This window comes from Undibacterium sp. GW821-FHT11H02, from assembly GCF_058808015.1.
The window spans coordinates 1-18212 of sequence record NZ_JBXARG010000028.1 but is presented as its reverse complement, the minus strand read 5'-3'; the positions used below and the strand labels follow the sequence as shown (position 1 = coordinate 18212).

Genomic DNA, 18212 nt, shown 5'->3' with positions numbered 1-18212 from the left:
TAGGTGTCATGCTTAAGTATCATGCGTAGATGATGCTGGTCGGGATGTATCGACATTGTCACCACATTCTGCGTAAATATTGGTCGATTTGTCGGAGGATGATTGCCCTATCCTTGGTTTCCTCAAGGCCTTGGTACGCGCGTTTAGCCTTATTGCAGTGTTTGATGGCTCTGGCGAGGCTATAACTGGCTCTTTGTTTATCCGCATAAGCATGACAGAGGTGATATTCGCTCTCGTGATGACCGAGAGAAACAGCCTTGGTCCAATAGGCAATGGCTTCTGGTTCGTTTTGATCAATACCCAATCCAAAGTACTTCATATAGCCTAGATTGTTTAGTACATCAATTTGTAGCTCTTGATTATCGTGATCGACTTTCTTCAACCGCGCTAGCTTTACCCAGAATCCAACAGCTTTGTCATAGTCTTTGTTTCGATAGTGACAGGTACCTGTATAGAATAATCTTGCCGCTTCACTTTTTTCTTGTGCTAGGCCTAAGGCGTCTAGTTTGCAAACTTCGTTTGCAAACAGGGGAAAGGAAAAAAACAGCAGTGAGATTAAAAGAAATGGTTTCATTGGTGGCTGGTAGTTCGTTTGTTTCATCGTTGTTGTGATTATCCCGCACATGTCGTTTTCATGAGCGTTTTGTTGACGCGGTAACGCAGAATTGCGTCTATAGCTAGGTCCACAACAACATAAACCAAAGCCCGATCACAGCCAAGAAGTTGATGGTGAACACCAGTCCACGTAAACGGATGTTATTGGTGCAAATTTGAATCAGGCTATGCACTAGGCGTCCGGCTACAAATGCCCAAGCTAATGCGGTGACATTCGGGTTATTTGTTCCGCTCACGATGAACAACAAACAGGCGACATGAAAGAACAACGGCCATTCAAACTGGTTCGACAAATTCGCGCTAATACGCGGCTCAAACGCCACCCAGGGATTCGAACCGTCTGCTCGCTTTCCTATCCCCCAAACCTTAGGAGCCCGCGCGACTGTCAACAAAACATAGAGTAGTGCTGAGAGTAGGACATGGGCTGTCATTGCTAGGATGAGTGGATGGGGCATAGGTTTTTTGATTGGGGTTGTGGGATTTTATTGTTTAACGTAGCGATGGTTAGACGATCCTTGATAAGTATTGAGCCACATTAAGCTTACTGTTTTGTCCTAGGTGAATTTTTTCGAACCAGGTAACGATAGTGGACATAGTATCCGAACGAAAATATGATTGTTAGAAGTGTGGGCGTGCCAATTACCCAAATCGCCAGACCCGGAAAACCAAGTTCAAGTGCCCATGCAAGGGAGCATCCAATGGCGGGAAAAAATACTAACCCCGGAAGGATGGAAGTTCCACCTACAATTCCCCCTCGTTGCTTCACGTCGACAGCTCTTCGCCACGCTGATGCAACATCAAGCATCAATGACATAAGAGTGAGCAATATTGCCAGTATAAGGTAAAGCATGTTAGATCCGCATAAAGTGAGACAAGCGTAACGTTTGGTTGTGTGAGGACGAGAATAAAGTGCTTGCTTCGACGACTAATCGGTGCGAAGTGGCACCAGCGAATTTATGCAGTAGCGCTACTCTGTTTGGCAAAGGCAGTTTGTCAAAACTCAGCATGACCGGTCAAACTAAACAGCAGTGAACTAAAAGCCATAACTGCGCCAGCGGCAAAAAACCATGAAAGCATGCGTTTGATCACTACCAAGTAACGGCTACGTTCCTCCCTTTGTAGGAACCACGTGGTATCAAAGCCTTTGCTGCCGTGACCGAGTACAAGAAAGTAGAAGGGAACCATAAAAAAAACAATCGCGAAGATGGCGAATGCGAGATTATGTGTGGTGACAGAGGCCAGCTTGTTGTGCTCTTGCCAAGCGTCGTAGGGAACGGAGCCAATTGCACACCACACACCTGCTAGCGCTGCGGTTCGGTTGCTTGGTTTTATGGACATTGTTCTGTGGCCTAAATAGATTTGGAAGATAAGGTGTCGTCAATATTCAAAGCGCAAAAATCTCTATGAATAACTTTATAACCAATGATGACCATTCTATTGTTCGAGTTAGGCCTCATGATTTTGTTTCAGCAGCTTGCTCGTTGTCATCGAATAGCCACGGGAACTGGTGCGCATTTGCCCGTGATCGCCATATTTTCAGATGAATCTCTGTCTGCCAGTCTTCTTAGCCAAGGAGACTGCCCTGTAGACGTTCGAGTTTGAGATTCCAACCACCTTGAGCCAGTCGCAGTTGCATATCGATGTAGGTTTCAATCCGTCACGCCTCTGCCGACAGCGCATAAAGGACGTGCCTAATACCTTTGACATGTGCGTACCCAGCTTGCAGCGGCTTAGTCAAAAACTGCACAAACTCCAGCTTTTCAATAACGCCATTTGTAACGTACGGTGCAAACGCCTGCTCAGGAATGATCTCTTCACACGGCTCGGCTGGATACTCGTCGTAGAAGTGCGCAAGCGGCTTGGTTCCACGCAGCATCAGTTCCAGCTCGCGACCTGTGTGAAGTTCATATGGAAGTTCTGCAGCGGTGGTCATAGGAAGAAAGTCCTAATTTTTGAATTCAGTGACAGTGTTTGGTACACAGAGTAGTTGGGGCGGCTTTGGATGAGCATCTAAGAAATCCATCCAAGATCCGATTTGACCACGACCCATCGGCCCTTTTGGAATTCCAAAGTGAACAATATCCCCTGTGATCCGCGGCGACCAGTTAGTACATCACAATTTACCGTGGCCAGATTTGCTCCCTGAAAGTGAACTTGGCCTAGATTGACTATTATTCCTGGCTTACCAGTTTGAATCTCAAGAAATGGGGGAGTGGTGGACCCGGCTGAACTTGGTAAGACGCCAGGAGCAAACCGTTTCGCCTGCTCTAGGAACGATGAGCTTGGATCTGTCTTCGGGGCATTCGTGGATACGAAATACAATTTGGTGTTATCTATGCCGAGCCCAATTACCTGTTTGAACGCAGCCAACTGCACTTGTTCTGTAGGTAGCACAAGTTTTTGGCAGCCCGAGAGGCAAAAAAAGAGAATTATCGAAGTTAGCGCAAAGCGAAGGTTACGGCTAGTTTGCTGGAATTTCCGATTGTTCATGGTTAGTAGGTCACCAGTTTATTGGCGAACAGTACTATGAACCATCCACGAACTCCCATAAACACAGGAACTGCCACCAGCAGGGCGACTGCTCTGAACCATCCTGGAATAAAGAAGAGCTCAGACAAGAGAACGACATATACGGGTACGCAAACCACTAAGACGCTAGCAAGCAGTGCCAAGCCCCCTGCAGAAGAATTTATGGTGCATTTCCTCTTGCACCCAAGACAGTGGAGAGGTGCATCTCCGCGATTGTTCAGGATGAAGAAGTCGCCCCATGAAAAAAGTATCGCGACTTTGCAGTGCGGGCAGAATAGTGTTCGCATAGCTACCAAACGTTAATTTGAAAGGCGCGCATGCCAGTCAATAAATTTTAGAAAAGCGCATAATCGCGCGTGATTTTTGAGTGTCATGTAAGGTCAATTACCAAATTTTAGTAACATCTATTGACTGTCCTTCGATGTGTAGTTGGTACGATTCAAATCCTTGTTTATCCGTCAAAAGTGTAAGTTCATTTCCATTTGAGAATCGGAACATGATTTCATTATCGGGTAATTTTTCAAAGGCAGTAACAACTTGCCCAAGCAGTACAGTTAAACAACCACTTTTTTCGCCCAAATCCTCATTGGATGTCCTTTGGGTACTTTGGGTAAATGAACCTACACCACTCAATTCATAGCCAGACTCGATGTCAATTGCTGCGCCCATTTCCCACTTATTAAGTGATTCGGCATGTGCGCTGCGCTTGTAGAAATTGATTCGAACATGGTGACGCCCAATACATATTTGAGTCACCTCTTGGGTAACTAGACTATTCAAGGGAAAGTCTGAGGGGATCGAGCTACTTGCCATTTTTTGAAATCTAACGATTAAGTTGAGACGCGCGTAGCGTCAGTATCCAGCGACCTGTTAAAAGCCTTACTCCAAGAATTCCACTCATCTTCATTCCGAAGAAAAGCAACCAACCTCAAAAACTGAGGTTTATTGGGAAAAGGATTGGAAACCATTTCTTCTTTATATGACCGATGATTGGCGGAGTAACTTGCCAGAATATTCGTCATCGCCACGCTTGCACACTCAAGTTCGTCATCAGTGGGTTCACCATCAAATTCGAAACGGGCTACAAGGTCCTGCCCATCTGAGGAAAGATCAAATGAAACTGCCCGTAGCCGCGGAGGAATTTCGCCGAGAAGACCACGCTGGGCATTTAAAAGCAACTCGGTATCATGGGGCGTGTTCATAAAATTTTTAACGCCGAGGTGCTGAGATCGCCGCCACCCGAAAATTAGTAAAGTGAGAAATCGCGATTGGCGATTCCCCGCCAACCGTGTTGTTAAGTGTCTTTTGTTGCATTTGCTTCCTCTTTGGCGAGCTTCCTCGCGACCTCATAAATACGTCCAAGAAGGTTCTGAAATTTCTCATTCGCACCAGCGACATCTTTCTCTGCGATATTATGGCTGTTCATCGGGCTTAGCACTAAATCATTAATACTACCCACCCCGCCAAATGCAGAAAGCATGTGCTCAACGCCATAAAAATCTAAACTACGTACTCTTTGCGCGTCAATACGCAGCCACTCTCCCCATGACTTTTCACCATGCGTCAGCAACAAAGTAGACGCCTCTTGAATTAGATTCGCTAATTTTTCTACTTCTGGATGCATAGGCACTTAACGTTGAGCTGTGCGGCTGGCCGCCAGCGGATTAAACAAGAAACGTTGCCGCATCCGGCGAGTCTGAACGAGCGCGATGTTAGGCATTGCGAGCCCGCCGAATGAGCCAAAGCTGCCAAGTGAAGGTCGCCGCGCACGCGCCAAAGAACACAAGTACGAACAAGCCGGATAACCACTGTTGGAGAATCAGGGCCATCGCGCCGCCAGTAATTGCGAATAGCCAAGCGACAATCGCGAACACCCACAAAAGTGGACGGCCAAGTGCACGGGAGTGGGCAGCCATGAGTGTATGTCGCTGTTCCGCAGTTGGAGCGGGTGGCTTCTCGGTCTTAGGTAGACCAACGGAGAACAACCAGAACAAGATGTAGTTAATTAATACGAACGCGACAAAGAAAATGACAAGACCGGAAGTTGTTGCAACAATTTCAGGAAGGAACCAGAAGGTTGCGAGCGCCAGAATGTAGAACGCTAGTTGAATCCAGGCGCGAACCGAGCGCTGCTGCGGCGACAATAGATAGCACGGGCCGCTCGCGCCCCATGGCCTAAAGATGAACCGCCCGTCCCAAGTTTTGGGTGAGAACGTACGTGCAACAAATTCTAGGATGGTCATAAGTGCTCAGTCATATTGGCGATGCTTAGATATAGGCCACACACTGTCGCCTAATAATTCAGCGTGACGCATAACACTTTTCATTTAATCCCCTGCAAACCCACGTGAATACCCGCTGTGCGTTAATTTCGGCAATTTTCATCGGTACTAAAACAACGATGAAAAGCGTCACCGATAAAGATGGCCATTCTATCAAGCTCGATCATCGAGTCAAGAAACTATGCTGATTAATGCGCATGAGCTGTCAATGCCCGCGTAATTTGAAAAATTATTTTTGACTCAAGAAGCCACATTTTCCACGCAATTATTGCTCAAATAGCAAACAGCGTTTAGTATGGCTCGCGGTATTTAATTTGACATCATTTTTGTTTTAGATATTTGGGCAATCGAGTTTGGGTGTGTCGTGATCAGGTGCTGACTTGCACCACTAAGCGCCGCGTACTCTTCTGCGTTTATATCAATAATTTTTTTAGACTCTCATAAAGGAAAATCATGGAACTCGAAGCACAAGTCAGTCACCAGAATACCTATGGCCCTTCTCGCGAAAAATTTATCGCTAAAACTTTCAATCATCTTGGTGGCTCCATAGTCGCTTTCACTGCGCTTGAAATGCTGTTTTTTTCTACCGGTATGTCGGAAACGATAGCACTTGCGATTTTCCAATTGCCTTGGCTGGCCATCATGGGCGCGTTTATGCTGATTAGCTGGTTGGCTTCACGTGCTGCCCACACGGTGGAGAGTAAAGCCATGCAATACGCAGCCTTGGCCACTTTTATCGTGGCCGAAGCGATCATCTTCGTACCGCTGCTGTACATCGCTGATAACTATGCGCCAGGCGTCATCACCAACGCGGCAGTGATCACGCTGATCGCTACGGTGGCGCTGATTGCGATTGCTTACACCTCGCGTAAGGATTTCAGTTTTCTCGGCACTATCTTGAAATGGGGCGGCTTATTGGCCTTGGTGTTGGTGATTTCTGGTGCGATTTTTGGATTTCAGTTGGGCATGTTCTTTAGCGTCGCCATGATCGGCTTTGCCGGTGGCGCGATTTTGTATGATGCCTCGAACATCATTCATCATTATGACGAAGAACGCTATGTCGGCGCAGCCTTGGAACTGTTCGCGTCGGTCGCTCTGATGTTCTGGTATGTATTGCGCTTACTGACTTCTTGGCGCAATTGATATTTGGCTTGCTTTTATAGCTTGATAAGAAACGGCGGGCTGGCTCGCCGTTTTTCATTTTTGTGTTTTGCAGCGCGATGATTAGCGCCTTAGCCCGCGCTCATTCACTCCGCGCAACAGGCTCGTTTGTTCGGATCAGCTACCAAATAACTCAACTACCGCCTTACCCGACACAGGATCGGTGACCCCAAGCCCATTGCCCAAATCCTCCAACATCCCGCGCAAGCGATCCAACTGCGCAATCATTCCAGGGCGGGCACCAACGAGGCTTTCCATGTCGTCCCATTCGCCAATGACGCAATACGCCTGATCGCCGGTTTTTATAAGCGTGAATTTGCGCATGCCGGAGAATTCGGATTTCATCTTCTGGTGCTCCTCAATGAAAGCATCGTCAAATCCCGGTTTCACTTTGAATCGAACAACGTTATATGCAGTCATATTGCCCCCTGTTAGTGACACTGGCCTACTTTCTGGAACGCTATCTTCTGGTGTGATTCATCTTCACTATACTATAGTGTGTAGGGTATAAAAGGCAAAGCCGTATTGCATCGCGCAACAGTCGTTTGATCAACCGAGAAATAGGTTAATTGGAGATTAAACGAAGTAGAGGAAATAGTTGTTTGCGATGATGAAGCATTTTGTGGTGCATTACGTCTTCGGCTACTGTCTTAAGAAAAGATTGCGACTTACCGGGTTAGAACGCTGTTTTGTCGCCATCACGAATGTGATCCATACAAGGCTTGGCGGCACTTTTTTTTCGAGCAAGTTTTTCCAGTAGTGGCAGCATTTCCTTGCCTCGTCGAACGGCGGCGTCACATAGTTCGAGCGATGCTGCCCCGTCCCATCGAAGTTGCTTGTCTGCCCACAAGCGAATGATCGCCGGGCCACCCTTAGGGATATTGCCCAGCGCATAGATAGCATGATCGATGGCCTGCCACTTAACGTCCACCCCCTTGCCTCCAATTTGTTCCAGATCGAGTTTGTTCAACATGAGTGCTTTTATAATTGCTTGATAGTCGTCCGCCACCAGCGACGTCGGGAATAAGCTTGCAACACGCCTATAGTCTGCATTCTGCGATGCGGCCTCACTCAATACAGAACGTACGACGGCTTCTGCCTGCTGGGAGTCAGACGCGGCCAAGCCACTGGTTGTCAGCATCAGCAAAGTAACAGAAGTTTGGATTAATCTTTTCATTTTTCCATTCCTGGATAGTCATAAACGAGGTGAAAGGCGATTGTCTTACCTTTTTGCAAGACTTTGTAACTATCTAGTTGAAAATCATGAAAACGCATGTGATGCCTTAATGCAAAAAAAGTGCATGGTCGCCCACAAGCTTAAATGGAATGCGACCATATTATGGTCTAGGCTGGCAAAGGCTAATGATCTTGTTTTAAGCTGCGCAAAGCCCAAATAAAAACTACGAATGATAGCCAACAAGCGCTAATCAGGAAAAAGACACGCGCGGCTTGCATCATCGGGAAGGAGTTATAGGGCACTTTGCCTTGGGCAAGCAGGGGAAGGTCGAATTCCACGTAGCTCAAATAGCAATCGACCCCGAATGCAAGCGGAAGTATCCACCCAGCGCTCAACATCGCTCCCACAAATTTTCGAATGGTCGTATTCATTGGGTTCTGCCTAACAATTTAACCTGACACTTATTGAAGTAGTGCGCAATGCATTGCGCCTGAACGAGTTCAACTTTCAAAGCGTGATAGAAATAACTATAACAATGAACACCTATTTTTTTGTAAAGAAATTTATGGCCTTATGAACGATGGACGTTTCATGGCCAGCATCACGCAAGCATAGCAACGCTAATTTTTCTAGAAGATTGACTTGAATGCACCATTCTTTCTGACTAATGTTCGGTACTGCAATGTCTCGCAAACCTTTCCAGTGACGAGCGTATTCATAAAATTCTTTAAGTACATTTATTCCAGCTTCTGTTTGGTGAATATTTTCTGAGTAATTGTGCAATTCAGTCGCAACATATTGCTCGCCATTTTCCTTAGCTAATGCCGATGCCCTTAATAGCTCGATTTTTAGAAGCTCAAAATTTGGCATAGCGTTTCCTACCGATTTACTCTAACGCAAAATTGAGGTGAGACGCACGATGCTGCTCGGATGAAGAGGGAACGATGTCAAGGCTTCACTTTCGAATGCTTTGCTAGTTTTCAACGACCACATAAGCTCTCGAGTCTATAAGTTCCGTTCAATGCATACGGTTTTCCTGTTTGGTCAAAGACTCGAATTTCAATTGCACAAGCACCGCTACCCAAAATTTCAACGCGACTATCTCGACTGACAGGTACAGCACTATCGGGAGCTCCAATCCCTCGATTAAGGACGATCCTCTCGCCTTCTACCCTGTCTGTTTTTCGAGGAATAGTTAATTTGTAGCGATCCAGTCCGTTCCACCAGCCGCCACCGTGCCAGTTGAAGCTGATTTCGTTGGTAGGGATTTCAACGCTAATAAAAGTCTCGTCTTCATTGGACCAAACGTCTAATGAAGTGGTCTTCGAGATTGAGATGCATCCGACTGAACTTGTTAGCGCAATGACTAGCAGCAGTCGAGTGATCTTCGGATTACAGAAGTTCCACATAAATATTTGGTTTCTCATCGAGTTGTAGGCTAATGAAAACTAACGAAGAATATAAGCAACGAAATGACAGGCAAAAAAGGAGTTTGTCGCTTAACACCGTTCATGGAACCCCTTCAAGACCACGTAAATACAAGTTTATTCTTAGTCGCTACCCTCTTCAGCAGTAATAAAATAACTATGAAAAGCATCACCAATAAAGCTGGCCATTCTATCAAGCCGTTGGGTCGAGTCAAGCAAACGTTTTTGGTGATGTGCTGAATATTATTTCTGATAAGGCGGTAGTGGAAAGAAGAAGTCATCGCTTTATAGTTTCTTCAATTTCGCCCAATACACGCACCCGCTTTGACATTTTACGTAGGCGCTTTGGGCTGAGATCGGGGATAATATCGGATTACCTATTTCGCACTACGAAAGCACGCTATGTCTACCCAATTTGCTCCGCTTAAAAACGATACTTTTTTACGCGCTTTGTTGCGTCAAGAGACTGATTACACGCCATTATGGTTGATGCGTCAGGCGGGGCGTTATTTGCCGGAATATCGGGCGGTTCGCAAAGGTGCTGGTTCATTCATGAGTTTGGCTAAGAATCCTGATTTTGCTACTGAGGTGACGATACAGCCTTTGGATCGCTTTAAGCTCGATGCGGCGATTTTGTTTTCGGACATCTTGACCGTGCCCGATGCGATGGGTTTGGGTTTGTATTTTGAAGAGGGCGAAGGTCCTAAGTTTGAACGTCCTTTGAAAGATGAAAAATCCATCATGGACTTGAAAGTGCCAGAAGAAGGCAGTTTGCAATATGTGTTTGATGCGGTGACGCAGATCCGTCGTACCCTGGATGGTCGCGTGCCTTTGATCGGTTTTTCCGGTAGCCCGTGGACTTTGGCGTGTTATATGGTGGAAGGTCAGGGCTCGCGTGAATTTCATGGCATTAAGACTTTGATGTACAAACGTCCGGACTTGATGGACCGCATTTTGAGTTTGAATGCGGAAGCGGTGGCAACGTATTTGAATGCCCAAATCGATGCCGGTGCGCAGGCCGTGATGATTTTTGATAGCTGGGGTGGGGCGCTGGCAGATGGTGCTTATCAGCGTTTTTCATTGAAATACATGCAAGACGTGGTCAGCAAATTGAAAAAAGAAAAAGATGGACAGCGTATTCCTTGTATCGTGTTCACTAAAGGCGGCGGCTTGTGGCTAGAACAGATTGCGGATATTGGTGCCGATGCTTTGGGTCTGGATTGGACCGTGAATCTGGGTCAGGCGCGTGCCCGTGTTGGTGACAAAGTCGCTTTGCAAGGTAATCTCGATCCGGCCGTCTTATTTGCCGAGCCAGATCAAATCCGCAAAGAAGTGACTGCCGCTTTGCATGCTTATGGCAAACCAGGTGCGGGTCATGGTCATGTATTTAACTTGGGACATGGTATTTCTCAATTTACTTCGCCGGATGCCGTGACGGTATTGGTGGAAACGGTGCATGAAGTGAGCCGCCAGCAGCGTAGCCATGTAGGCTAATTGCTATCAGGCAAAACCCTTTGAGTTTTTTTTACAGCTTAATTTTGTACAAGTCTTTTTTGTGCGGACTGTGCAAGATTAAGCGAAAAAACAAGAAATTTCGGCATATCCAGCAATCATCTCATGTTGCTGCGCAAAACATAGTGGGCATGCGGCTTAGCGGCGTAAATTGCTTAAAAAGCTAAGGCTGTTGCGGTGGATAAGTCGCTTGCTAAGCTAGATTTTTTAGTAGTTATTCACAAAAAAAGACACGCAAAAAAATAATATCAAAATTTGTTTTCCACCTAAAGTGAATTTTTTTAAGTCTTTGTTTTTAAAGGAATTTTTTTGTGCATCGCAATTGTGCATTCTGTGGAAACCCGCATAGAATCTAGCACTCCCGCTTGTCAAGACGTGCTTGTCCACAAAGTTATCCACAGAAATTGTGGATAGAGTAAAAACACCTTATGAAACCGATAGTTAGCGCATTACCTCAAGCCTTACATTAAGTTCGTGGAACCCATTTACCTCACTATCGCCCTCGACACCCCCCTTGACAGACTCTTCGATTACCGTTGGCTGGCGGAAGACGGCTGCCCACTCCCTGAGATCGGGCAGATTGCCTTGGTGCCTTTCGGTCGGCAGGAGATTGCAGGATTGATCGTCGGGCTGAGTCACCAAACCGAAGTGCCTGCCGATAAGATCAAAACGGTATTGGCGGTGCGTCATCAATGTCCGGCACTCAGTTCGCAGTGGATAGATTTGTGCCGCTTTGCCGCAGACTACTATCAGCGTCCTTTGGGCGAGGTGGCGATTCCGGCTTTGCCTAAGAACTTGCGCGTGCCGAAAGCGACTTCGCTAGATCGCAATTTGAAAAAGTTGGCCAAATTGCAGCTAGGGCACGAACACGATGCGACACCGAATCCAGAGCCAACGCTGAATGCTGAACAACAAGCGGCAGTCGAAACGATAGCCAGTACATCCGGGTTTGCCAGTTATTTATTGTATGGGGTGACGGGAAGTGGCAAGACCGAGGTGTATTTACAAACCGCGGCTAGAGTTTTAGCGAGCAGTAGTCAGGCGCAAATTCTGATTTTAGTGCCAGAAATCAATTTAACACCGCAACTTGAAGGCAATATCCGCCAGCGTTTTTCGGGCATACAAATCGCCACTTTACACAGTGGCATGGCTGAAGGTGAGCGCCTACTCCATTGGTTAGCCGCACACACTGGTCAGGCGAGAATTGTATTGGGTACACGTCTGGCGATTTTGTCATCGTTGCCGCATCTGAAAATGATCGTGATTGATGAGGAGCATGATCCCTCTTATAAGCAACAAGAAGGACTGCGTTATTCAGCGCGTGACCTGGCGGTATGGCGTGCGCATCAATTAGCTATTCCTGTGGTTTTGGGCTCGGCTACGCCGTCCTTAGAAACTTGGCAACATGCAAAAGCCGGTCGTTATCGCAAGTTAGAGCTGCGCCAACGCGCCGTGCAATCGGCGGTCTTGCCGCTGGTGAAGATCGTCAATACCGAACGCGAAAAGCCGTCCGAAGGTTTGACGCAAAGATTGGTCACGGCAATGCGCTTGCGTTTGGAGAAGGGTGAGCAATCACTACTATTCCTGAATCGGCGTGGTTACGCACCGGTCATCCATTGTGATGCTTGTGGTTGGATCAGTAATTGCACACGTTGCACTGCGCATCTGGTTATGCATAAACTAGACAAAAAGTTACGCTGTCACCACTGCGGATTGGAGCAACGCATCCCGCGCGCTTGCCCAACATGCGGCAATGTGGATCTGCAACCGTTAGGGCGCGGTACCCAAAGATTGGAAGAAGGCTTAAAAACTTTATTCCCGGAAGCCCGAGTTTTTCGTATCGACGCCGATTCGACTCGTTTAAAAGGTAGTGCCGAAGCCGCCTTTGATACCGTGCATAGAGGTGAAGTAGATATCCTGATCGGCACGCAGATGGTAGCGAAAGGACATGATTTTAAAAATCTGACCCTAGTTGCCGCCTTGAATCCCGATAGCGCTTTATTCTCACAAGACTTCCGCGCCAGCGAACGCTTGTTCGCACAATTGATGCAAGTCGCCGGACGCGCTGGTAGAGCCGGACAAAAAGAGGGCGGCAATCCTAGCGAAGTCTTAATTCAAACCCGTTATCCCGATCACCCCTTGTATCACGCCTTAATGGCGCACGAATATCCACGTTTCGCCGATGATCTCTTGGAAGAACGGCAACAAGCCGCCATGCCGCCCTTTATTTACCAAGCCTTGCTACGCGCCGAAGCGCGCGAATTAGAAACCGCCATTGCCTTTCTGCAAATGGCCAGTCAATGCGAGCCAGTGCAAGCGCACGCCGGCATCACCATGAACGACCCGATTCCTATGACCATGGTGCGTGTTCACAATGTAGAACGCGCCCAATTACTGGTCGAATCCAATTCCCGTCCTGCCTTGCAAGCCTTCCTAAAAGACTGGATCGCCGAGTTGCGTAGTATGAAGGTGCGGGTTAAGTGGGGGGTTGAGATTGATCCTGTGGATATCTAGAGTTTTATTTTAGTCGCATCATGTAGTCTCCCACCTTGTTTCCTACCGATGCAATTTTGCCCGTACTTCTGCCAAGTCTCAGGTATATTTGCTATTTCTAAATAGAATACAAAATTACCATGACACATTTGCCTACTTTCATTCTTGCGGGATGTATCGCAGTTAGCGTCAGCACAGCGCATGCGCAAGCAACATCGGCTTTAGCGGCACTCAGTCCGGCGAGTCAAGATGTTGTGGTGCACAGTGCTTCAGAGCTCGAGCGGCGTATGCAAGCGGGTGCGACACCGCTTGATGCCTTAACCCCTTATGGCCGTCGTGAATTTTTACGTGGTTTGCAGTGGGGTACCAAGGGTTTGTCTGGTTTTTCCTATGCGCCGTTGCGGAGAGAATTGTTGCCGGAACAAATTACGGCCATAGCAAAGTTCCTCGATTTTGAGGCGTATGTGGAGTCTTTGCTAGTGGATGCGGGACGTTTTCCTCCATTGCGTTTGCCTGAGCCGAATCCCGCTTTGGAGCAACGTGTGTTGGCCTTTAAGAATTGGATGGACACGCAAAGCCGTGCTCAGGCGTCGAATAGCAATGATGCCCTAACGCGCAATGATCACAGCATGCTATTGACGCGTTTTCAACAAGAATTTGCTGATGAGCTACAGCCTAATTATCTAGCGCAGGCAAAAGAGGGCGATTTAGCCTTGCTCTTCCAGCTTAATCATAGTGTTGCCTTCGTTGCTTTGAACCAGGCCAGCGCTGATGCCGTAAATCGGATCTATCAAATTCTGAAGGCGCGTGGTCTCGAGACACGCCGGGGTATAGATAGGGATATGCTGGGACTACTATTGATGCAACGCGAATTTGAAAAGGCGCGTGTGTTTGTGGCACAACATCCAGACTTGAATGCAGACGTCATTCCTCGTATTGAGGATAAATTGCCCGCGAGTTTTCAGGGACGCAGTGTGTACAACTACGATCCACAATCGAATACGCTGACGCGTAAAGCGGTACAGTTAAGCGCAGGTAAGCAATTAGTGATGGTGGTCGGCGCTGGGTGTCATTTTTCACGAGACGCTCTGGCCGCGATCGATAAGAATGTGTCCTTGCAACAGCGTTTATTGGGCGCGAATCTCTTGATCATCACGCCACCCTCTGACAGTATCCCGTTTCATCTTGTACAGCAATGGAATGCTAAACACCCCGATATGACGATGGTGGCAGCAGCACGTCGCGACGAATGGACAGATATCGATGTGCCAGGCGTGCCCATGTTTTATCTGTATGAAAACGGACGACTGCAACAGAAATTTGAAGGCTGGTATCCAGCAACCACGATGCGCGACATAGTGGCAGCTTTGGATAAGTAGAGAACAAGCTTAAATCAATCGAATTCAGGTTCTATTTTTTGTTATTCATTTGAGTCTGCTTCCACCGCAACACAATTTTCTGCAAAGTCTGATCTCTATTCATTGCAGCAAATTCTCCTTGCAATTGATTGACCATATCAAGTGAGGTATTTTTGCTCAGGCCAATATAGAGTGCGGTATCGCGCGGCAGGTGTAAGACTTTTACTACCTGCTGCGGGTCTATGCCGCAGGTTTGTAGGAAGCTATCCACGCCATTGGGATCAAAAGGGATTAAGTCGACCCGGCCGATTTTGAATTTATTGCAATTGGATATGTTGGATGGCGCGGTGTCGACTTTATAGCCGAGCGCTTTTAGCAGGCTTAGGGTCGAGTTACCTGAAATGTCACCTATCAGATAGGAATTGACGTCGCGCAGCTCGGTAATCTGTATGTCAGTACGTTTGTCCAGTTTATACAGCCAGACTTCGCTGGTCGTGATCGGCCCTATCCAGTGATAAATCCGCTCCCGGATTGCGGTGCGCGCGAGGCTGAAAATCATGGTGCCACTTTCATTTTGCGCTAATTGGAGGGCGCGCGGCCAGGGCACTATGTCGACTTGTAATTGATAGCCTGCGCGCTCCACCAGCGTTTTGGTGACATCAAATGCTAAGCCCTGAACTTGACCTTCATGGAGAAAATTATAGGGATAGGTCTCTGCGCTGGTGACCGCCCTGATTATCGGCTTGTCCTGCATTTGTACACGCTTATTTTGCGCTAGAGCTGCGCTATTGAGTGCAGACGTCAATAACAAACTTAAGGCGAAAAGCCCGGGCGCTCGAGCAGCGCTTAGCCTGAGTTTGAGCGAGGACAAAGGTGAATTGAAATTGCTGGGCATAGGAGTAATGGCGTTCAGTTTAGCGAACAAGGTGCTGAATTATGCTTCAAAACCCCTCAACGCCGGGACGCTGAGGCGCGGAGACCCAAGGAGAAACCCGGTACAGTCTTCGCTTTTCTCTGCGCTCCCCGGCGGCGGCGATCTGTATTGCGCATCATCACATGATGTATGCCATTCCAAACGCTGATGGTGTCGGCGATGAATATTATAGGTGAATGTCGGTGCTGCTTAGACAGATTCAACTTAGGAAAGGCCCTAGTCTTCAGTTTTTGCGTATTATGTGCACCCTTATGCGTCTTTTTAATGCCTCAATTTCTTAAGTTTATTTATGTCCGTGCCGCCCATTACCCCGGAGTCTGTTGCCAGACCATCGCGCCCAGCCGCGCAGGATTTCGCGCAAGTCTTATTGCAAAGAGTCAGGAATCGCTTGATTGAGTATTTGGAAGTTGCCTCCTCGTTCGAAGCGCAACGGGCATTTCAGGCGCAAGCGCCCGAGCTCGATGTACCTAATGAGATCATCCAGCAATGGTCTGATTGGGTCAGTCCGACTTGGCGCAGTGAATTGATTGCGCCCGTTTTTTCGGAAGATGAATTGACTGCGATCACGCAATTTCAAATGATTTGGCTGGCGATCTCTCAAGATTTGGTGCAACCATTACCCGCGTTGGATACGCTTCAGCACTCGCCCTTGTGGGAAAAACTACGTTCATGTGCACAACAGACGCTGAGCATTTTTATGACGCGCGGTCTGTTTTCAGAGGAAAAAGTGCAGTAAGCCAGTGAGATATCTTGAGCACCAATGCGCTGCAAAAAAGAAAATGTTGTTTTAATTCCCATATAGCATTTATGCTTCACTTTTTGTAATAAAGTCGATAGCGAAACCTATATGATGGCAAAATTCTTTCACGCACTCACGTACCAGGCATAAAGATTATGGCGCAATTATTTAGCAGCTTAAGAATCCGTTTGACGCTTTTGTTTGGCACGCTCGCTTTTCTTATTGGCACTGCCGTTTCCCTTTACATCAATTACTTTGTCAGCTTGCGTATGACGGAGACGAAAGGGGATTCGATTCAGATGCTTGCGCGCACGATTGCCATGTCGATTTCAGAGAATCTGCGTGAGCGTCAGCGTGAAGTGGGTCTGTTGGCGCAGTCGCCTTTGTTGATGAAAGCGCCTTTGGACAGTGCCGAATTGCGCAAAAATCTGGATCGCACTAAAAACACCTATCGTCATTATGCCTGGATAGGCGTGACCGACGCACAGGGCAAAGTGCAGGCAAGTTCGGAAAGACTGCTGGAGGGTGAAAGCGTTGCGGCGCGCCCCTGGTTTATCAATGGCGTTAAAGCGACCTACTTCGGTGACGTGCATGACGCCGTGTTATTAAGCAAATACCTGTTAGCGGGACAAGCCACGCAGCCAAATCAAGAACCCTTACGTTTTGTCGATTTTGCTGCACCTATTTTTGATGAACAAGGCAAAGTACGCGGCGTTCTAGGTACGCATGCCCATTGGCGCTGGGTCGATGAAATCATACAACGTCATTTATCTGCCGATGCCAAAGCTGAAGCGGTCGAGGTCTTCATCACTAACAAACAGAATGCGGTGTTGTCCCCGTTTGCTGCCATAGGCAAACTGACTATGCCTCAGCAAGTCCTAGAAAAACAGGAGTATCAAATTTTGAATTGGAAGGATCAGGAAGCCTACCTGGTCAGCAGTATTCCTATTAATTTGTTTGGCGAATCAGATCAGTTGTGGCGCGTGATTGTGCGTCAGCCTATCAGTAAAGCACTCAGTAACGTCAGTGAATTGCATCAAAAAATGTGGTTACTAGGAATCATCACGACTTCCATTTTGATGCTGCTGACCTATTGGCTGTCGCGAGCCATCAGTACTCCGATAGAACAATTATCGGCAATCGCCGGACGCGTCGCTGATGGTGACGAGTATACGGAAATGAATGTACATTCCAGTACTCGTGAGTTAAAAGCGCTGACCGCTTCTCTGAATGCGATGACCTTGAAATTGATTAATCGTAAACGCGAATTGTTGGCCATTAACGATCAGCTAGAACATAAGGTAGAAGAACGTACCTTCGAACTCAGAAAAACAAATCTGGAGCTGGTGTCACTGGCACAGCAATTAGAACTGCTGGCGCGGCAAGATGCTTTGACTGGTCTCGGTAACCGCATGTGTGCCGATGAGCATTTGCAGCAAGAGCATTCAAGAATGTTGCGCACTGAAAATACTTACTGTGTACTGCTGATGGATATCGATTACTTCAAAAAAGTGAACGACAATCACGGTCACGCTGTGGGTGATCAAGTGCTACAACAACTAGCCAACTTGCTCAAAGCGGCGGTCAGAACCAGTGATTTGGTAGCGCGTTATGGTGGTGAAGAGTTTCTCTGTGTTTTGCCACATACCGATCTTCCTGGCGCCACGATACTCGCAGAAAAAATATGCCGATTGACCGAGATAAGGCCTATGCCAGTGTGCGGCCATATCACATTGAGCGTGGGGGTTGCCATATCCAGAGTTGGCGACAGAGATCAGGATGAGGTTGTAAAACGGGCAGATGATGCCTTGTATACAGCAAAGGCAAATGGTAGAAATCAAGTGGTAGTCGCAGTTAACTAGCCAGTTGTATCTGCCATTTGCCCCTAGGTCAACATAACTTAGTTAACACTAGTGTCCGGTTAAAAATCGAATAAATTCAATTGGTTAGCGGTGGGTGCTGTTTCAGAAATGTAGCCATCGGTC

At 47.4% G+C, this 18212-nt stretch carries 18 protein-coding genes; 6 read left to right on the top strand and 12 right to left on the bottom strand.

Annotated elements, in window-relative coordinates:
- Positions 1-58: 58 nt before the first annotated feature.
- From AC1RR2_RS19665 to AC1RR2_RS19630, 8 genes are all read right to left on the bottom strand, one after another.
- Positions 59-601, bottom strand: coding sequence for an SEL1-like repeat protein (locus AC1RR2_RS19665; protein ID WP_493223981.1), 543 nt, complete (start codon positions 599-601; stop codon positions 59-61).
- 76 nt (positions 602-677) lie between these two features.
- Positions 678-1070: an MAPEG family protein gene (locus AC1RR2_RS19660; RefSeq protein WP_493223980.1), complete on the bottom strand. Its 393-nt coding sequence runs from the start codon at positions 1068-1070 to the stop codon at positions 678-680.
- Positions 1071-1608: 538 nt separating this feature from the next.
- Positions 1609-1953, bottom strand: a complete 345-nt coding sequence (locus AC1RR2_RS19655) for a hypothetical protein (protein WP_493223979.1) — start codon at positions 1951-1953, stop codon at positions 1609-1611.
- Between the two features lie 319 nt (positions 1954-2272).
- Positions 2273-2548, bottom strand: coding sequence for a hypothetical protein (locus tag AC1RR2_RS19650; RefSeq protein ID WP_493223978.1), 276 nt, complete (start codon positions 2546-2548; stop codon positions 2273-2275).
- A 980-nt stretch (positions 2549-3528) separates the two neighbouring features.
- Positions 3529-3924 carry a hypothetical protein gene (locus AC1RR2_RS19645; RefSeq protein WP_493223977.1) on the bottom strand — a complete coding sequence of 132 codons (396 nt, stop codon included), beginning with the start codon at positions 3922-3924 and terminating at the stop codon, positions 3529-3531.
- A gap of 50 nt (positions 3925-3974) precedes the next feature.
- On the bottom strand, positions 3975-4346 hold the full coding sequence (locus AC1RR2_RS19640) for a MafI2 family immunity protein (RefSeq protein WP_493223976.1): 372 nt from the start codon (positions 4344-4346) through the stop codon (positions 3975-3977).
- 92 nt (positions 4347-4438) lie between these two features.
- Positions 4439-4768 (bottom strand): DUF6966 domain-containing protein, encoded by a 330-nt coding sequence (locus AC1RR2_RS19635; RefSeq protein WP_493223975.1) that lies wholly within the window; start codon positions 4766-4768, stop codon positions 4439-4441.
- A gap of 88 nt (positions 4769-4856) precedes the next feature.
- Positions 4857-5387 carry a hypothetical protein gene (locus AC1RR2_RS19630; RefSeq protein ID WP_493223974.1) on the bottom strand — a complete coding sequence of 177 codons (531 nt, stop codon included), beginning with the start codon at positions 5385-5387 and terminating at the stop codon, positions 4857-4859.
- A 492-nt stretch (positions 5388-5879) separates the two neighbouring features.
- Between AC1RR2_RS19630 and AC1RR2_RS19625 the strand changes: the two genes are divergently transcribed.
- Positions 5880-6569 carry a Bax inhibitor-1/YccA family protein gene (locus AC1RR2_RS19625; protein ID WP_493223973.1) on the top strand — a complete coding sequence of 230 codons (690 nt, stop codon included), beginning with the start codon at positions 5880-5882 and terminating at the stop codon, positions 6567-6569.
- Positions 6570-6704: 135 nt separating this feature from the next.
- Here the strand turns inward: AC1RR2_RS19625 and AC1RR2_RS19620 are convergent, their stop codons facing one another.
- The 3 genes from AC1RR2_RS19620 to AC1RR2_RS19610 all read right to left on the bottom strand — a co-directional run bounded on the left by AC1RR2_RS19620 (position 6705) and on the right by AC1RR2_RS19610 (position 8634).
- The gene (locus AC1RR2_RS19620) at positions 6705-7007 is read right to left on the bottom strand and encodes an antibiotic biosynthesis monooxygenase (protein ID WP_493223972.1); all 303 of its coding nucleotides are present in this window, start codon (positions 7005-7007) and stop codon (positions 6705-6707) included.
- Positions 7008-7263: 256 nt separating this feature from the next.
- Positions 7264-7764 (bottom strand): hypothetical protein, encoded by a 501-nt coding sequence (locus tag AC1RR2_RS19615; protein WP_493223971.1) that lies wholly within the window; start codon positions 7762-7764, stop codon positions 7264-7266.
- A 543-nt stretch (positions 7765-8307) separates the two neighbouring features.
- Positions 8308-8634 (bottom strand): hypothetical protein, encoded by a 327-nt coding sequence (locus AC1RR2_RS19610; protein ID WP_493223970.1) that lies wholly within the window; start codon positions 8632-8634, stop codon positions 8308-8310.
- 959 nt (positions 8635-9593) lie between these two features.
- On the opposite strand from AC1RR2_RS19610, the gene hemE reads away from it, so the two are divergent.
- The 3 genes from hemE to AC1RR2_RS19595 all read left to right on the top strand — a co-directional run bounded on the left by hemE (position 9594) and on the right by AC1RR2_RS19595 (position 14575).
- Complete coding sequence (hemE, locus tag AC1RR2_RS19605) at positions 9594-10685, top strand: uroporphyrinogen decarboxylase (RefSeq protein WP_493223969.1); 1092 nt, start codon at positions 9594-9596, stop codon at positions 10683-10685.
- Between the two features lie 492 nt (positions 10686-11177).
- On the top strand, positions 11178-13217 hold the full coding sequence (locus AC1RR2_RS19600; RefSeq protein WP_493223968.1) for a primosomal protein N': 2040 nt from the start codon (positions 11178-11180) through the stop codon (positions 13215-13217).
- Between the two features lie 119 nt (positions 13218-13336).
- Positions 13337-14575, top strand: a complete 1239-nt coding sequence (locus tag AC1RR2_RS19595; RefSeq protein ID WP_493223967.1) for a hypothetical protein — start codon at positions 13337-13339, stop codon at positions 14573-14575.
- 31 nt (positions 14576-14606) lie between these two features.
- Here AC1RR2_RS19595 and AC1RR2_RS19590 read toward each other — a convergent pair whose 3' ends face one another.
- Entirely contained in the window at positions 14607-15449 is an 843-nt protein-coding gene (locus tag AC1RR2_RS19590; RefSeq protein ID WP_493223966.1) for a substrate-binding periplasmic protein, read from the bottom strand.
- Positions 15450-15777: 328 nt separating this feature from the next.
- Between AC1RR2_RS19590 and AC1RR2_RS19585 the strand changes: the two genes are divergently transcribed.
- Together AC1RR2_RS19585 and AC1RR2_RS19580 are read left to right on the top strand one after the other, a co-directional pair.
- Entirely contained in the window at positions 15778-16224 is a 447-nt protein-coding gene (locus AC1RR2_RS19585; RefSeq protein WP_493223965.1) for a hypothetical protein, read from the top strand.
- Positions 16225-16382: 158 nt separating this feature from the next.
- Positions 16383-18089, top strand: a complete 1707-nt coding sequence (locus AC1RR2_RS19580; protein WP_493223964.1) for a sensor domain-containing diguanylate cyclase — start codon at positions 16383-16385, stop codon at positions 18087-18089.
- The last annotated feature ends 123 nt before the right edge of the window (positions 18090-18212 follow it).

What these genes read in the sequence shown, in the direction of transcription:
- AC1RR2_RS19665 (WP_493223981.1), bottom strand. Translation starts at nt 601, where the DNA reads ATGAAACAAACGAACTACCAGCCACCAATGAAACCATTTCTTTTAATC.
- AC1RR2_RS19660 (WP_493223980.1), bottom strand. Translation starts at nt 1,070, where the DNA reads ATGCCCCATCCACTCATCCTAGCAATGACAGCCCATGTCCTACTCTCA.
- AC1RR2_RS19655 (WP_493223979.1), bottom strand. Translation starts at nt 1,953, where the DNA reads ATGTCCATAAAACCAAGCAACCGAACCGCAGCGCTAGCAGGTGTGTGG.
- AC1RR2_RS19650 (WP_493223978.1), bottom strand. Translation starts at nt 2,548, where the DNA reads ATGACCACCGCTGCAGAACTTCCATATGAACTTCACACAGGTCGCGAG.
- AC1RR2_RS19640 (WP_493223976.1), bottom strand. Translation starts at nt 4,346, where the DNA reads ATGAACACGCCCCATGATACCGAGTTGCTTTTAAATGCCCAGCGTGGT.
- AC1RR2_RS19635 (WP_493223975.1), bottom strand. Translation starts at nt 4,768, where the DNA reads ATGCATCCAGAAGTAGAAAAATTAGCGAATCTAATTCAAGAGGCGTCT.
- AC1RR2_RS19630 (WP_493223974.1), bottom strand. Translation starts at nt 5,387, where the DNA reads ATGACCATCCTAGAATTTGTTGCACGTACGTTCTCACCCAAAACTTGG.
- AC1RR2_RS19625 (WP_493223973.1), top strand. Translation starts at nt 5,880, where the DNA reads ATGGAACTCGAAGCACAAGTCAGTCACCAGAATACCTATGGCCCTTCT.
- AC1RR2_RS19620 (WP_493223972.1), bottom strand. Translation starts at nt 7,007, where the DNA reads ATGACTGCATATAACGTTGTTCGATTCAAAGTGAAACCGGGATTTGAC.
- AC1RR2_RS19615 (WP_493223971.1), bottom strand. Translation starts at nt 7,764, where the DNA reads ATGAAAAGATTAATCCAAACTTCTGTTACTTTGCTGATGCTGACAACC.
- AC1RR2_RS19610 (WP_493223970.1), bottom strand. Translation starts at nt 8,634, where the DNA reads ATGCCAAATTTTGAGCTTCTAAAAATCGAGCTATTAAGGGCATCGGCA.
- hemE (WP_493223969.1), top strand. Translation starts at nt 9,594, where the DNA reads ATGTCTACCCAATTTGCTCCGCTTAAAAACGATACTTTTTTACGCGCT.
- AC1RR2_RS19595 (WP_493223967.1), top strand. Translation starts at nt 13,337, where the DNA reads ATGACACATTTGCCTACTTTCATTCTTGCGGGATGTATCGCAGTTAGC.
- AC1RR2_RS19590 (WP_493223966.1), bottom strand. Translation starts at nt 15,449, where the DNA reads ATGCCCAGCAATTTCAATTCACCTTTGTCCTCGCTCAAACTCAGGCTA.
- AC1RR2_RS19585 (WP_493223965.1), top strand. Translation starts at nt 15,778, where the DNA reads ATGTCCGTGCCGCCCATTACCCCGGAGTCTGTTGCCAGACCATCGCGC.
- AC1RR2_RS19580 (WP_493223964.1), top strand. Translation starts at nt 16,383, where the DNA reads ATGGCGCAATTATTTAGCAGCTTAAGAATCCGTTTGACGCTTTTGTTT.